The sequence below is a fragment of the Novilysobacter erysipheiresistens genome, assembly GCF_036663935.1.
Classification (GTDB): Bacteria; Pseudomonadota; Gammaproteobacteria; order Xanthomonadales; family Xanthomonadaceae; genus Novilysobacter; species Novilysobacter erysipheiresistens.
Genome location: NZ_JAXGFP010000003.1, coordinates 362164 through 375716, shown reverse-complemented (window position 1 = coordinate 375716; position 13553 = coordinate 362164). Strand labels below are relative to the sequence as shown.

Below are 13553 nucleotides of genomic sequence, written 5' to 3'. Positions count from 1 at the left end.
TCATGCCGGCTTCCAGTTCTTGATGTCCGCCACCCGCGCCTCGGCCTCGGCGCGGTCGCGGGCGCGCTGCAACGCCTCCACCAGGCCGTCGACATCGGCGACCGTGTGCAGCGCCGACAGCGTCACCCGCAGCCGCGCGCGTCCGGCGGCGACGGTCGGCGGGCGGATCGCGGCGACCCAGTAGCCGGACTGCTCCAGCGACGCCGCCATCGACAGCGCGCGGGCGTCGTCGCCGACCAGCACCGGCTGGATCGGGGTGTCCGATGGCAGCAGCACCAGGCCGGCGGCCTGCGCGCGCTGGCGGAAGTGCGCGACCAGTTCGACCAGTTTGTCGCGGCGCCAGTGTTCGCTGCGGGCGAGCTTGACCGCCGCCAGCGTCGCCGCGGCCTGCGCCGGCGGCAGCGCGGTGGTGTAGAGGTACGGCCGCGCGGTCTCGGCGAGGTGCTCGATCAGGTCGGCATCGCCAACCACCGCGGCGCCATAGCCGCCGAGCGCCTTGCCGAGCGTGGCCAGCTGCAATTGCACCTCGCTGACCCCGAGCCGCGCCGCCGCCGCGGTGCCGCGGCCATCGGGACCGACCACGCCGATGCCGTGGGCGTCATCGACGTACAACAGCGCCTTCTGCACCCGCGCGACCACCGCCAGTTCGCGCAGCGGGGCGAGGTCGCCGTCCATGCTGAACACGCCGTCGGTGGCGAGGATCGCGCTGCAGTCGGGCAGGCTGCGCAGCTGCCGGATCGCGCCCTCGGGGTCGTTGTGCGGGTAGCGCCGCAGGCGGCAGCCGGCGAGCCGGGCGGCGTCGAGCAGGCTGGCGTGGTTGAGCCGGTCCTGCACGCAGATGTCGTCGGCGTCGAGCAGGCCCTGGATCACCGCGAGGTTGGCCAGGTAGCCGCTGCCGAACAGCAGCGCGCGCGGCGCACCGAGCCAGTCGGCCAGTTCCTTCTCCAGCGCGTCGTGCAGCGCGTGGTGGCCGCAGACCAGGTGCGAGCCGAGCCCGCCGGCGCCCTCGCGCGCGGCGGCGTCCTGCAACGCGCCGACCACGGCGAAATGCTGCGACAGGCCGAGGTAGTCGTTGCCGCAGAAATTCAGCAGGCGGCGGCCGTCGAGCTCGCAACCGACACCGTCGCGATGGCTGACCGCGCGGCGCACGCGGCGGCGCGAGGCCAGGTCGCGCGCATCGCGCGCCGCGGCGATGCGCTCACGCCAGGATGGGCGCGCCACGGCTCAGGCCGCGCGGTCGGGTCGGTCGGCGTCCGTGCCGGTGGTGGCGCGGCGCTCGCCGCAACTGTGGTTCGATTCAATGATATCGGCGTGCACGGTGTCCCCCCCCCCAGGGTGTGCGCGGTGTCGACGACCTGCATCGGACGCAGGCCCAACCGTGCGAACAATGCCAGATCGCGCTCGGTGTCGGGGTTGCCGGTGGTCAACAATTTCTCGCCGTAGAAGATCGAGTTGGCGCCGCCGAGGAAGCACAGCGCCTGCAATTCGTCGCTCATCTGCTCGCGGCCGGCCGACAGCCGGACCATCGAGCGCGGCATCAGCAGGCGGGCGACGGCGATCGTGCGGACGAATTCGAACGGGTCGAGCTCGACCAGGTCGGCGTCATCGGCCAGCGGCGTGCCCTCGACCTTGACCAGCCGGTTGATCGGCACCGAATCCGGGTGCGCCGGCAGGTTGGCCAGGGTCTGCAGCAGGCCGGCGCGCTGCTCGCGGGTCTCGCCCATGCCGACGATGCCGCCGCTGCAGGTCTTCATGCCGACGTCGCGGACATGTTCGAGGGTGTCGAGGCGGTCCTGGAATTCGCGGGTGTGGATGATCTCGTTGTAGAACTCCGGTGCGGTGTCGAGGTTGTGGTTGTAGTAATCGAGCCCGGCCTCGCACAACGATTTGGCCTGCTCGCCGCTGAGCATGCCGAGGGTGGCGCAGGTCTCCAGCCCGAGCGCTTTCACCCCAGCGATCATCGCGGCGACCTTGGGGATGTCGCGGTCGGCCGGCGAACGCCACGCCGCGCCCATGCAGAAGCGGCTGGCGCCGGCGGCCTTGGCCTGGCGCGCCTTCTCCAGCACCGCCTCGGTTTCCATCAGCTTGGTTGCGTCGACGCCGGTGTGGTACCGCTGCGCCTGCGGGCAGTAGCTGCAGTCCTCGGGGCAGCCGCCGGTCTTGACCGACAGCAGGGTGCTGACCTGGACCTCGGCCGGGTCGAAATTGTCGCGGTGGACGCTGGCGGCGCGATGCAGCAGCTCCGGGAACGGCAGGTCGAACAGCGCGCGGACCTCGGCCCGGGTCCAGTCGTGACGGAGGGCGGCAGGCGCGATGGGGGGCACGGCGGGGGTTTGGCTGACGACAGGCATGGGGCTTTTCCGACGGACGCGAACGGGCAAGAGCGGCAGTCTGGAAAGCATGGCCGAGACTGTCAACCAAACCGATGCTTCACAGGTTGACGGCGCCGGGCTCGGCGCCGGCCGACCCGGCGCTGCTCGCGAGCCGACCGGCGCGTGCGCGACGGGACCGACAGCCAAGCTGCCGGGTGGGCGGCTGGCGCGCTGGCTGTGGCCGCCCCGTTGCCTGGTATGCCTCGACCGCGGCAGCAGTGGATTGGACCTGTGCGGCGCGTGCACAGCCAACCTGCCATGGCTCGGCCACGCCTGCGGTCGCTGCGCGCTGCCGATGTCCGAACCCGGCCGCGATTGCGGCCATTGCCTGCGCCAGCCGCCGCCGCTGACCGAGGCCCATGCCGCCTGCCTCTATGGCCACCCGCTGGACCGGCTGCTGCCGCGCTTCAAGTTCCACCACGACCTCGCCGCCGGGCGCCTGCTCGCGCAATTGATGGCCCGGTCATTCGCCCCGCTGGCGGCAGACTGGGCGCAAGCCGTTGCGCTGGTGCCGGTCCCGCTGCATCCGCGACGGCTGCGCCAGCGCGGCTACGACCAGGCGCTGGAACTGGCGCGTCCGCTGGCCCACGCGCTCCAACTGCCGCTGGGCCAGCGCACCCTGATCCGGGTCCGCGACACCGCCGCGCAGTCGCGGCTGCACGCCGACCAACGCCAGCGCAACCTGCGCGACGCATTCGCCGTCACCGCCAGCGCTGCCCTGCCCGCCCATGTGGTGCTGGTCGACGACGTCATGACCACCGGTGCGACCCTGCACGCGGCCGCCGATGCCCTGCGCCGGGCCGGAGTGGCGCGGGTCGACGCCTGGGTCTGCGCCAGGGCGCCGTGAATCGAATGCACGGGCTTTGGTAGGAGCGGTTCAGCCGCGATCCTGGAATCGTTCGCCCGCGCCGATTTTCAGATCGCGGCTGAAGCCGCTCCTACAACGCCTCCCGCAACCCGTAATCCAGCGCGATGCCGGCAAATACCGCCAGTCCCACCCAATGGTTGTGCAGGAACGCGCGGAAACACGCCTCACGCTCGCGCCGACGGGTGATCCGGAACTCCCAGGCCACCAACCCCAACGCCACCGCCCAGCCGGCCCAGTACGCGCCGCCGAGCCCGGCACGCTGGCCGACCAGCGCCAGCGCGGCGAATGTCAGCGCATACAGCAAACCCTGCGCGGCCAGGTCCATGTCGCCGAACAGGATCGCGGTCGACTTCGCCCCCTGCTTGAGGTCGTCCTCGCGGTCGACCATCGCGTACCAGGTGTCGTACGCGGTCGCCCACAGGATGTTGGCGATGTACAGCAGCCAGGCCAGCGCCGGCACCTCGCCGGTGACAGCGGCGAACGCCATCGGGATGCCCCAGCCGAACGCGAGCCCGAGGTAGACCTGCGGCAGGTAGGTGTAGCGCTTGAGGTAGGGGTAGCTGGCCGCCAGCAGAATGCCGACGAAACTCAGCATCACGGTCAGCCGGTTGAGCGTCAGCACCAGCACAAACGCGACCAGCATCAGCGCCGCGAACACCATCAACGCCTCGCGGCCACGCACCGCGCCGGTCGCCAGCGGGCGGCCCTTGGTGCGTTCGACGTGCGGGTCGAGCCAGCGGTCGGCGTAGTCGTTGATCACGCAGCCGGCCGAGCGGGTCAGCCAGACCCCGGCGCTGAACACGAACAGCGTCCACAGCGGCGGCACGCCCTCGGCCGCCAGCCACAACCCCCACCAGGTCGGCCACAGCAGCAGCAGCCAACCGATCGGACGGTCGCCGCGGACCAGTTGCCAGTACAGCGCCAGCCGGGTTTGCCATGCCGGCGTACCGGTCGACTCGAAACGTTCGTAACTCATGCGGGAAGGTTAAAGGACGGCGGGCAAAGCCGCGCGTTTGCCGCTAGAATGCCCACCCGCGCGGCGCGATGCCGCGCGCGGTGTCACCGATGCGCCTGTAGCTCAGCCGGATAGAGTAGTGGCTTCCGAAGCCATTGGTCGGGGGTTCGAATCCCTCCAGGCGCACCATCTCCCCGCATGCCCTTCCGTCGACGCGTTCAGTCGATGATCGCGTGCGGCACGAACCGCGAGCTGTCCCGGGTGATCCGGCTGTCGTCCTCGCGCACGCCGATGCCGGCGGCCTGGTCGGCGATCACCCAGCTGCCGACCAGCGGGTAGTTGCCCGCCAGCCCGGGCAGCGGGTGGTAGGCCTGCCGGATCGTGGGCGCGTCGTCGTACGGGCCGTCGCTGCGCAGGCGCTCGCCGTCGGCGGTGACCAGCTCGATGTTGGCGCCCTCGCGCGAGAACAGCGGCTTGCGCACCCAGCCGGGCGCGACCGGCTCACCGGGCGCCTCGTCGAAGAACGCCGGCAGCAGGTTCGGATGGCCCTCGTGGCGCTGCCACAGCAGCGGCAGCACGCCCTTGTTGCTGAGGATCGCCTTCCACGGCGGCTCGATCAGCTGCACCTTCGAACCCTGGAGTTTCTCCCCGTACTCCTCGACGAACATCCACTCCAGCGGGTACAGCTTGAACAGGGTGCGGATGACCCGGTCGTCCTCGTCGGTGAACCAGCCTTCGGCGCTGATCCCGATCCGCTCGATCGCCAGCTCGAAGGTCTTGATCCCGACCTGCTCGGCGCAGTCGCGCAGGTAGCGGACGGTGCCGCGGTCCTCGGCCGAGTCGCCGACCGCGGCGAAATGCACCGGGGTCGCTATCCGACCTTCGCTGGCGAGCGAGGCGAACGTCTCGCACAGCAGTTCCTGGATCCGGTTGTACTGGTCGGCGCCGGCCGGCAGCACGCCGCGCCCGATCGCCTGCTCCAGCCACAGCCACTGGAAGTACGCGCTCTCGTACAGCGAGGTCGGGGTGTCGTAGTTGAACTCGTACAGCTTCGCAGGGCCAACGCCGTCGTAGGCCAGGTCCATGCGGCCGTACAGGTGCGGCTCGCGCGCGTGCCACGACTCGCGGATCCAGTCCCAGTAGGCCGGCGGGATCGCCAGCCGGGTCAGCAGCGCCTCGGACTCGACCACCTCGTCCACCAGCGTCATCGCCATCGCGTGCAGCTGTTCGGTCGGCGCCTCCAGGTCATCCTCGATCTGCCGCAGGCCGAACGCGTAGTAGGCCGACTCGTCCCAGTACGGCGCGCCGTCGATGGTGTGGAAATGGAAGCCGAGCGCTTCGGCCTGGTCTTTCCAGTCCGGGCGCGGTTCGGTGGCGATGCGTTTCATCAGCCGCCGAAGCCGCGGCTGCTGCCGAAGCCGCCGCGGGCGCTGGCGCTGGAACCGAAACCCGAGCGCGAGATCGTCATCGCGCGCGCCGGCAGCGCGGTGTTGCCGCGGCGACCGGTGACGGTGCCCAGGCCCCGGCTGACCGAATCGCCGTTGGGCTTGAGGTAGCGCCCGGAGCGGTAGTCGCGGTACAGCGGCGACACGCCGCCGACGTAGTACGGGTACATGCCGCCGCGGGTCGCGCTGGCGAGTGCATAGCCGAGCAGGAAGCCGCCCATCGGTGGGACATAGCTCTGACTGCTGCCGGTCTGCACGACCTCGCAACTGCCGAACTGCTCGTTGCACTGCACCTGGCTGTCGAACCGCGGCGCCAGCTTGCGATGCTCGGCCAGCGCCTTCTCGTAGGCGGCGGTGCACTGCTCGACCGGCACCGAGGTCTGGGTCTTGCACTGGTCGACCGACGACAGCACGGTGCCGGTCGGCTCGCTCTCGCAGCCGGCCAGCGCCACCGGCACCGTCGCCGCCATCAGCACCAGCTTGAGGTTGCGCGAGCGCTTGCTGCGCACGGGCGCCATGTCGGGCTTGATCTTGTGCGTCATGTCGGCGCTCCTTACGGGGTCATCGCGGCGGCGTTGATCAGGCCGACCGCGATCGACACGCCGGCGGCGAAGATGCCGGCGGCCGGGATGTTGTCGGTGATCTGCTGCGACAGCTTCGGCGACACCCAACGCATCGCCAGGTAGGCGACGATCTGGATCAGCGCCGAGGCCGCGCCCCAGATCAGCGCGTCGAGCAGGCTGACCGAATGCGAGATCGCCGCGTCCAGCGGCAACGCGATGCCGACCAGGCTGCCGGCGAACGCGATCGCGGCCGACGAGTTGCCGGCGCGGATCAGCCGGAACTCGTGGTGCGGGGTGGTCCAGGCCACGACCACCACCGCGGCGACCAGCACGCCGATGCCGGTGCCGAAATAGGCGAGGAAGGCGAGGAAACTTTCGGCGTTGATTGGTGCGTCCATGGGCGGGATCCTTTTGAAGTAAACGGAGGTGGTGTTTATCGGGCCGGGCGACGGAAGATCCGTGCCCTTGTAGGAGCGGCTTCAGCCGCGATCGGACAATCGGTCGCCCGCGCCGACTCTGGTTCGCGGCTGAAGCCGCTCCTACAGGGGAGCCATCGTCGATGTGCCCGTATCAGGTGATATCCAAATCGGCAGTGTTCAGGTCCTGGCCGACCGCGTAGGTGACGCAGAATTCGTTGGGCCCGTAGTCCTCGCCGGTGACCAGCAGGAACTCGTCGCGCTCCAGCCCCGGCAGCGCGCGGCGGTACAGCATCGCGTAGTGGGTCAGGTCGTCGTCCCGGCGCGGCGGCTCGCCGCGGTACAGCGCTTCGTCGTAGACCACCGCGGGGATGCGGGTGCCGGCCTCGTCGGAGAAATCGCGATGCCAGTCGCGGCCGGCGTACTCGATCCTCGCCGCGCCGAGGTGCTCGTGGCCGGTGACGAAACGCTGGAACTCGGCCTGGTTGGCCGGGTTGACGGTCTCGACGAACACGAACGCCTTGATCCCCTCGACCGCGTCGTTGTTGGTGCTGACCTGCACGTAGGCGTCGTCGTCGAGGTAGAAGCGGTGCAGCGCGTGGCCGCCGCCGAGGTCGATATGGCCGTAGCACGGGATGCCCTGGTGGCCTTCGGGCAAGGGCGCGGTCAGCGCCTCGGGATGGGCGCGGCTGAACATCGTGTCGAGCGCGACCCGGCCGTTGACCCGGAACCCCAGCGGCAGCGCGTGGGTCAGCGCACCGGCCGGAACCGGCGCCTCGGTCTTGCCGCGCAGGCGGTCGAGCCAGCCCATGGCTCAGCCCACCGCCAGCGACGGCCAGCCGAAGTGGCGGCTGTCGATGCGCCGGTCGGCGAGGTAGTACAGCTGGGCGCCGGCGGCGACGGTGCACTCGTCGGCGGGATTCAGCACCGGGGTGGCGGCGTCACGCTCGCGGTAGCCGACCCACAGGCCGGCGTGGCGGCGGAATGCGGCGGCGAGCTTGCCGGCGCTGAGCGCGGGCGCATCGTCCGGCACCCGCAGGCTGAACTGGGTCGGGCCGCCGGTGGTCAGCCACTCGTTGGCGACCAGCGAGCTGCCGGCGTCCTGCGCGGCGCGTGCGATGACGTCGACGTCCAGCGGGCGGGTGCATTCGACCTGCGGGTAGTGGCTGCGTACCAGCGAGGCGGCCGCCTCGCCGTCGAAGTGCGCGACTACGTGGCCCCTGAACCCCGCGTCCGATCCCCCTGCCGCCATCACTGCGAACACCGCGGCCAGGCTCTGCGCGTCGCTGCCGGTGTGCACGATGACCCGGCCAGCGCGCGCGACCGCGGCGCGCGCGTACTGGTCGCAGTCGGCGTAGGAGTCGACCGCGATGAAGCGGACTTGGTCCTTCAGCGGGTTCTGCTCGAGGCCCTCGACGCCACGCTCGGCCACCAGCACGATGCCCTCGTCATCGGTCTCGGTGTCGGCCAGCAGCAGTTGCACCAGCCGCGCCGACTCGCGCCCGCGCCAGCCGACCAGCACGGTGTGGCCGCTCATCTCGTGGTAGCTCATCTCGCCTCCCTGGTGCCGTTTCCAGAATCCCACCGCGGTCGCGCTGCCCTTGCCCAGCACCGAGGCCAGCAGCGCGATCGCGACCGGCATCAGCAGCAGCGCCACCACGAAACGGCCGGCGGTGGTCGACGGCGACAGGTCGCCGTAGCCGATCGTGGTCGCGGTGGTCATGTAGTAGTACGGAAACGCGTCCCAGCCGACCAGCTCGCGCTCGCCGGCCAGCGCCAGCAGCGCCCAGCACAGCGCGACGTGCAGCGCCAGCGCAGTCAGCAACGCGGTCCAGGTGACCTCGCGCAGGTGCGCCCGCACGGCGCGGTACAGGCGCCCGATCAGCGGCACGGCGCGCCTCCCGGCATGGCGGCGGCGCGGCTCAACTGCGCGATTGGCGCTCGGCGTCGGCCGGCGTGGCGACCGGCAAGGCCCGCTGCGGTTCGTGGCTCAGCTGCTGCACCGGCTTGTCCTGGTTGCGGAAGCGCTCGAGGATGTTGTCGACGCTGGCCGACTGCGGCAGTAGCCCGGCGTTCGCGAGCCGTGCGTTGAGGTCGCTGTCGCCGCTTTCGGCCTCCAACTGCGCGGCCGCCTGCATGCGCGCGCCGCGCTCGGCCTGGCGGGCCTGAATGCGCTCGAGCGAGTCCAGCGCGGTGCCCACCTTGCCGTTGGCGCCGGCGCTGCGCGACGCCACCGCGCCCTGCGCGCGCTGCACCGCTTCGGTCGCCTTGACCGTGTCGATCTGCTGCTTGACCCGGGTCAGCTTGTGCTCGGTCTGCTTGATCGCGCTCTTCAGCGCATTGATGCTGTCGTCGTAGGTCGCCAGGGTCTGGGCGTCGGTGGTCAGGTCGTTCTCGACCGCAGCCAGCCGTTCGGCCACTTCGCGCGCGAGTGCTTCATCGCCCTTGCGCAGCGCGCCGGCGATGTAGCCCTCGTACTCGGCGCGCTTGGCCGCGCGGTCGGCGCTCTTGCCGGCCAGCAGCTGGCGCTGCGCCATGACCTTGGTCAGCTCCTGCTTGGACCGGGTCAGCTCGTTGCCGGCGTCGCGGATCTCCTGGTCGAGGATGCGCAGTGCGTTGGCGTCGACCACGGCCTGGCCAGCCTCGTTGGCGCCACCGCGCAGCAGGGTGAAGATCTTGGTCAGGATGCTCATGCGGTCGCCTCGGAGGACGTGAGGTAGGGCTTGAGGGCTTCGATCGCGTCGAGCGCGTTGTCGGCCAGGGTGTGGATTTCCAGCTCCAGTTGGTCCGCGGTCGCGTCGGGCGACAGCTCGCCGAACACGATGTAGGTGTCGCGTCCGTTGATCGTGGTCAGGCCGAGGTTGGACAGCGGGTTGATCGGGTTCAGCCGCATGCAGGCCTCGTTGAACGCGGCGCGGTCGCGGACCTGTTCGGCCTCGACCAGCGGGGTCGACACGAACAGCTGGCGGTCGGTGACGGCGATGGTGATGCCGAGGTCGCCGAGGTCGGGCAGCACCACCTGGATCGCCTCGTCGGCGCTCGGGATCTCCTCGACGTTGTCGGCGCCGAACGCGGCGGACAGGCTCGTGCACAGTTCTTGCGTGGTCCAGCGGGACATGGGGGATTCCTGGTTGGGGACGGCGTGGCCGATGGCCGCCGCGGCGTCGAACGTGAACGGTAACCCAGGCGGCGGTTCGTTGCAGGCGCGCGCACAGCCGCGGGGCGTGATCCGGGTATGGGGACGCCGGCGGGGCCGGGCAAGGCGTCCCGCGGGCCGGGCGCCGCGCGACGGCCGGAGTGCGATAAACTGTACGGCAAGCTTGTCCCCCCGTGCCTCCGGCGCGGAGTTACCGCAGGTTTCTGCATCAGCGGCCGCATCTTGGGTGCGGCCATTTATCGAACGCATTGCGCGTCGCCCGCGACGCGCGCAATAGGTGGATCGTGCGCAATTACGACCTCGAGTTCCTGAAGAAATTCTCCATGGTGATCGGCTTCCTGGCGGTGGTGACCGTCGGCCTGATGGTGGTCGCCTACTTCGTGCATGTCTCGCTGCCGCAGGACGTGCCGGCGGCCGTGGCCAAGCGCACCCAGGCCCGGATCGCCCCGGTCGGCGCGGTCTACGCCGGCAGCACCGGCGCGGCCAAGCAGGCCGCGGCAACCGCGGCGGCGGCAGCGGCGGCCGCCTCGCAGGTCGCCTACGGCGGCACCCTCGACGGCGAGGTGATCTTCAACAACCTGTGCACCGGTTGCCACACCTCCGGCGCCGGCGGCGCGCCGACGATGGCGGCCGCGCAGTGGGCCGCGCGCATCCCGCAGGGGGTCGACGTGCTGCATCGGCACGCGATCGAGGGCTACACCGGCAGCGCCGGCGTGATGCCGCCGAAGGGCGGCAACCCGGCCCTGACCGACGAGCAGGTCATCGCCACGGTCGACTGGATGCTCGACAACCTGCAGTAACGGTCGAGCGCCTCCGCATGCAACGCCGCCTCCGGGCGGCGTTGTCGTTTGCGGCCTTCACGCCGCGCCGTCACAGCGGTTCGGCCCGGCGCCGTATCATGGCGCCATGGACAACCCCACGTTCCCGAACGGCGACGACTATCGCGCCGGCAAGCCCGTTGCGCTGACCCTGGCAGGCCCCGCCGGCACGATCGAGGCGATCGTCGAAGGTCCCGAACCCGACGTCGCCCCGCGGCCGCTGGTCGCGGTGATCTGCCACCCGCTGCCGACCGAGGGCGGGACGATGCACAACAAGGTGGTGACGATGACCGCGCGCGCGTTCCACCTGTGTGGCGCGAGCACGGTGCGTTTCAACTTCCGTGGCACGGGCGCCTCCGAGGGCGGTTTCGACAATGGCGAGGGCGAGGCCGACGACCTGCGCGCGGTGGTCGCCTGGGTCCGTTCGCAACGTCCCGACGCCCAGGTCTGGCTCGCCGGCTTCAGCTTCGGCTCCTACGTGGCCTACAAGGTCGCCAGCGAACTCAAGCCCGGCATGCTGGTGATGATCGCGCCGCCGGCCGGCCGCGGTTACGGCTTCGACGCGGTCACCCCTTTCGACGGTCCGTGGCTGGTGGTGCAGGGCGAAGCCGACGAAGTGGTCGATCCGCAGCAGGTCTACGCCTGGATCGACGGCCTGGCGCAACCGCCGGAACTGGTCCGCATCCCCGACACCAGCCATTTCTTCCATCGCCGGCTGATGGATTTGCGCGGCGCGATCAAGAACGGCATCCGCCCCTATCTGCCGGCCGCGACCGCCAACCCCGATGAGTGATGTCGATGCCGCGCGGCCGAGCGCGCGCTATGCCGCCGGCGCCAGCCGCGGGGACTGGAGCGACGACGCCGCGCAGCACCCGGCGCTGGCCGAACTCGACCGCCTGCACGCCGCGCTGCTCGATCCGCCACGGCGAGGTCTGCTCGACCGGTTGCTCGACAAGCCGGTCGTCGCGCCGCGAGGCCTGTACCTCTGGGGCGGGGTCGGCCGCGGCAAGACCTTCCTGATCGACCTGTTCTACGACGGCCTGCCGATCGAACGGAAGCACCGCACCCACTTCCACCGCTTCATGCGCGAGGTCCACGCCCGGTTGCGCGCGCACAAGGGCGAGGCCGATCCGCTGCGCACGATCGCGCGGCAGTGGGGACGCGACTGGCGGGTGCTGGTGCTCGACGAGTTCTTCGTCACCGACATCGGCGACGCGATGCTGCTCGGGCGCCTGCTCGAACGCCTGTTCGCCGAGGGCGTGGCGCTGGTGACCAGCTCCAACATCGAGCCGTCCGGGCTGTTCAAGGACGGCCTGCAGCGCGAGCGCTTCCTGCCGGCGATCGCGTTGATCGAACAACACTGCACGGTGCTGCACCTCGACAGCGTGCATGACTACCGGCTGCGCGCGTTGACCCGCTCGCCGGTGTACCGCGCGCCGCTGGACGCCGGCAGCGACGCCTGGCTGCAATCGCGCTGGGACGAGCTGACCGCCGGTGCCCCGCACGAGGCCGGGCCGCTGTGCATCGACGGCCGCGAGATCCCGGTGCGCGGCCTCGCCGAGGGCCACGCCTGGTTCGACTTCGCCGCGCTGTGCGAGGGGCCGCGCGCGGCCGGCGACTACATCGAGATCGCCACCGAGCACCACACCGTGCTGGTCGGCGGGATCCCGCGCTTCGACGGCAGCAACGACGACCCGGCGCGGCGCTTCGTCCACCTGATCGACGAGCTCTACGACCGCCACGTCAACCTGGTCTGCACCGCCGCGGCCGCGCCACCGGGGTTGTACACCGGGCACCGGCTGGTCGGCGCGTTCGAGCGCACCGCATCGCGCCTGATCGAGATGCGTTCGGCCGAATACCTGGCACTCGAGCACCGCGGCTGAACCGGGCCGACTGATCGTCGCCGGGCGCCCACACGCGGCGTCGACACCGGCACTCCGATAGTCGGGGCGACACCCGCGCGGGGTTTCGCCATGACCAGGTCCGACAAGCGCTCGCTGCAGCTGGATGAACACCTGGAGTTCCAGCGGCTGCTCCACGTGCTCCGGACGATCGGCATGCTGGTGCTGCTGGCGGGCATCGTCGCCGCGCTGGCCGGCGTGTTCGGCGGCGGCGGCCCGATGTCGCAGGCGCACGCCACCGGCGGCGCGCTCGACGCCAGCTACCCGCGCTTCGCCCGCTTCCAGTCGCCGGCCCTGATCGCCTTCGAGTTGCCGACGGCCGCGGTCGGCGGCGACAGCTTCGAGCTGGTGCTCGAGGGCGACCATGTCCGCGAGTTCGACGTCGAGCACATCGTGCCCGAGCCCCGCGAAGTCGCCGCCGCCGGCCACCGCGTGCGCTACACCTTCGATGTCGCCCCCGGCGAACGCCAGCTGGTCCGCATCAAGGGCCGGCCGCAAACCATCGGCCGCGTGTCCGGCACTGCGGCGATCGGCGGCCAGCCACCGCTGCGGATCGACAGTTTCGTCTACCCCTGATTCGTCGATCCACCGATACCACGGAGTCCGTCATGGAATCTGTCCTGCGCGCGATCGTGATCTACCTGTTCCTGATGCTGGTGTTCCGCATCAGCGGCAAGCGCACGCTGGCCCAGATGACCGCGTTCGACGTGGTGCTGGTGCTGATCATCAGCGAGGCGGTCTCGCAACCATTGACCGGTGACGACTACTCGCTGACCACGGCGATGATCCTGGTCTCGACACTGGTGATGATCGAACTGGGTTTCGCCTTCCTCAAGCAGAAGTCGAAGAAGGCCGAGCGTTGGCTCGACGACGTGCCGTTGATCGTGGTCGAGGACGGCGAGCCGTTGCGCGAGCGCATGGATCGCGCACGGGTCGACGATGAAGACGTGCTCGAGTGCGCCCGTGCCACCCAGGGGCTGGAGAACATGCAGCAGATCAAGTACGCGGTGCTGGAACGGGACGGGACGATCTCGATCATCCCGCAGAAGCCCAGATGA

15 protein-coding genes, 1 tRNA gene and 1 pseudogene are annotated in these 13553 nt (G+C 70.5%); 7 read left to right on the top strand and 10 right to left on the bottom strand.

The window, feature by feature from the left end; genetic code table 11:
• Positions 1-1221 carry an 8-amino-7-oxononanoate synthase gene (bioF, locus tag SNE34_RS07790; RefSeq protein WP_332616308.1) on the bottom strand — a complete coding sequence of 407 codons (1221 nt, stop codon included), beginning with the start codon at positions 1219-1221 and terminating at the stop codon, positions 1-3.
• Between the two features lie 3 nt (positions 1222-1224).
• Positions 1225-2351 (bottom strand): annotated as a pseudogene (bioB, locus tag SNE34_RS07785) (biotin synthase BioB).
• Between the two features lie 49 nt (positions 2352-2400).
• Here bioB and SNE34_RS07780 point away from each other — a divergent pair.
• Complete coding sequence (locus SNE34_RS07780; protein WP_332616307.1) at positions 2401-3219, top strand: ComF family protein; 819 nt, start codon at positions 2401-2403, stop codon at positions 3217-3219.
• A gap of 91 nt (positions 3220-3310) precedes the next feature.
• Here SNE34_RS07780 and ubiA read toward each other — a convergent pair whose 3' ends face one another.
• Entirely contained in the window at positions 3311-4216 is a 906-nt protein-coding gene (gene ubiA / locus SNE34_RS07775; RefSeq protein ID WP_332616305.1) for a 4-hydroxybenzoate octaprenyltransferase, read from the bottom strand.
• Positions 4217-4307: 91 nt separating this feature from the next.
• Here ubiA and SNE34_RS07770 point away from each other — a divergent pair.
• Positions 4308-4384: transfer RNA gene (locus SNE34_RS07770), tRNA-Arg, on the top strand.
• 29 nt (positions 4385-4413) lie between these two features.
• On the opposite strand, the gene SNE34_RS07765 is transcribed toward SNE34_RS07770, so the two are convergent.
• From SNE34_RS07765 to SNE34_RS07735, 7 genes are all read right to left on the bottom strand, one after another.
• Positions 4414-5583: a glutathionylspermidine synthase family protein gene (locus SNE34_RS07765; RefSeq protein ID WP_332616303.1), complete on the bottom strand. Its 1170-nt coding sequence runs from the start codon at positions 5581-5583 to the stop codon at positions 4414-4416.
• The gene (locus SNE34_RS07760; protein ID WP_332616302.1) at positions 5583-6182 is read right to left on the bottom strand and encodes a DUF1190 domain-containing protein; all 600 of its coding nucleotides are present in this window, start codon (positions 6180-6182) and stop codon (positions 5583-5585) included. Before SNE34_RS07760 ends, SNE34_RS07765 begins: the two co-directional genes overlap by 1 nt.
• An 11-nt stretch (positions 6183-6193) precedes the next feature.
• Positions 6194-6601: a DUF350 domain-containing protein gene (locus SNE34_RS07755; protein WP_332616300.1), complete on the bottom strand. Its 408-nt coding sequence runs from the start codon at positions 6599-6601 to the stop codon at positions 6194-6196.
• A 172-nt stretch (positions 6602-6773) separates the two neighbouring features.
• Positions 6774-7430, bottom strand: a complete 657-nt coding sequence (locus SNE34_RS07750) for a DUF2491 family protein (RefSeq protein WP_332616299.1) — start codon at positions 7428-7430, stop codon at positions 6774-6776.
• Positions 7431-7433: 3 nt separating this feature from the next.
• The gene (locus SNE34_RS07745; RefSeq protein WP_332616297.1) at positions 7434-8510 is read right to left on the bottom strand and encodes a potassium channel family protein; all 1077 of its coding nucleotides are present in this window, start codon (positions 8508-8510) and stop codon (positions 7434-7436) included.
• Between the two features lie 31 nt (positions 8511-8541).
• Positions 8542-9312: a PspA/IM30 family protein gene (locus SNE34_RS07740; protein ID WP_332616295.1), complete on the bottom strand. Its 771-nt coding sequence runs from the start codon at positions 9310-9312 to the stop codon at positions 8542-8544.
• The gene (locus tag SNE34_RS07735; protein ID WP_332616293.1) at positions 9309-9737 is read right to left on the bottom strand and encodes a YjfI family protein; all 429 of its coding nucleotides are present in this window, start codon (positions 9735-9737) and stop codon (positions 9309-9311) included. Before SNE34_RS07735 ends, SNE34_RS07740 begins: the two co-directional genes overlap by 4 nt.
• A 323-nt stretch (positions 9738-10060) precedes the next feature.
• Between SNE34_RS07735 and SNE34_RS07730 the strand changes: the two genes are divergently transcribed.
• From SNE34_RS07730 to SNE34_RS07710, 5 genes are all read left to right on the top strand, one after another.
• Positions 10061-10576, top strand: coding sequence for a c-type cytochrome (locus SNE34_RS07730; protein WP_332616291.1), 516 nt, complete (start codon positions 10061-10063; stop codon positions 10574-10576).
• A gap of 106 nt (positions 10577-10682) precedes the next feature.
• Positions 10683-11387, top strand: coding sequence for an alpha/beta hydrolase (locus SNE34_RS07725; RefSeq protein ID WP_332616289.1), 705 nt, complete (start codon positions 10683-10685; stop codon positions 11385-11387).
• Positions 11380-12477 carry a cell division protein ZapE gene (gene zapE / locus SNE34_RS07720; RefSeq protein ID WP_332616287.1) on the top strand — a complete coding sequence of 366 codons (1098 nt, stop codon included), beginning with the start codon at positions 11380-11382 and terminating at the stop codon, positions 12475-12477. The genes SNE34_RS07725 and zapE overlap by 8 nt, the downstream gene beginning before the upstream one ends.
• A gap of 90 nt (positions 12478-12567) precedes the next feature.
• On the top strand, positions 12568-13071 hold the full coding sequence (locus SNE34_RS07715; protein WP_332616285.1) for a hypothetical protein: 504 nt from the start codon (positions 12568-12570) through the stop codon (positions 13069-13071).
• Between the two features lie 32 nt (positions 13072-13103).
• Positions 13104-13553 (top strand): DUF421 domain-containing protein, encoded by a 450-nt coding sequence (locus SNE34_RS07710; RefSeq protein WP_332616283.1) that lies wholly within the window; start codon positions 13104-13106, stop codon positions 13551-13553.

Coding starts and splice junctions, on each gene's coding strand:
- zapE (WP_332616287.1), top strand. CDS start 11,380: ATGAGTGATGTCGATGCCGCGCGGCCGAGCGCGCGCTATGCCGCCGGC.
- SNE34_RS07740 (WP_332616295.1), bottom strand. CDS start 9,312: ATGAGCATCCTGACCAAGATCTTCACCCTGCTGCGCGGTGGCGCCAAC.
- SNE34_RS07755 (WP_332616300.1), bottom strand. CDS start 6,601: ATGGACGCACCAATCAACGCCGAAAGTTTCCTCGCCTTCCTCGCCTAT.
- SNE34_RS07750 (WP_332616299.1), bottom strand. CDS start 7,430: ATGGGCTGGCTCGACCGCCTGCGCGGCAAGACCGAGGCGCCGGTTCCG.
- SNE34_RS07725 (WP_332616289.1), top strand. CDS start 10,683: ATGGACAACCCCACGTTCCCGAACGGCGACGACTATCGCGCCGGCAAG.
- SNE34_RS07735 (WP_332616293.1), bottom strand. CDS start 9,737: ATGTCCCGCTGGACCACGCAAGAACTGTGCACGAGCCTGTCCGCCGCG.
- SNE34_RS07760 (WP_332616302.1), bottom strand. CDS start 6,182: ATGACGCACAAGATCAAGCCCGACATGGCGCCCGTGCGCAGCAAGCGC.
- SNE34_RS07715 (WP_332616285.1), top strand. CDS start 12,568: ATGACCAGGTCCGACAAGCGCTCGCTGCAGCTGGATGAACACCTGGAG.
- ubiA (WP_332616305.1), bottom strand. CDS start 4,216: ATGAGTTACGAACGTTTCGAGTCGACCGGTACGCCGGCATGGCAAACC.
- SNE34_RS07765 (WP_332616303.1), bottom strand. CDS start 5,583: ATGAAACGCATCGCCACCGAACCGCGCCCGGACTGGAAAGACCAGGCC.
- SNE34_RS07710 (WP_332616283.1), top strand. CDS start 13,104: ATGGAATCTGTCCTGCGCGCGATCGTGATCTACCTGTTCCTGATGCTG.
- SNE34_RS07780 (WP_332616307.1), top strand. CDS start 2,401: ATGGCCGAGACTGTCAACCAAACCGATGCTTCACAGGTTGACGGCGCC.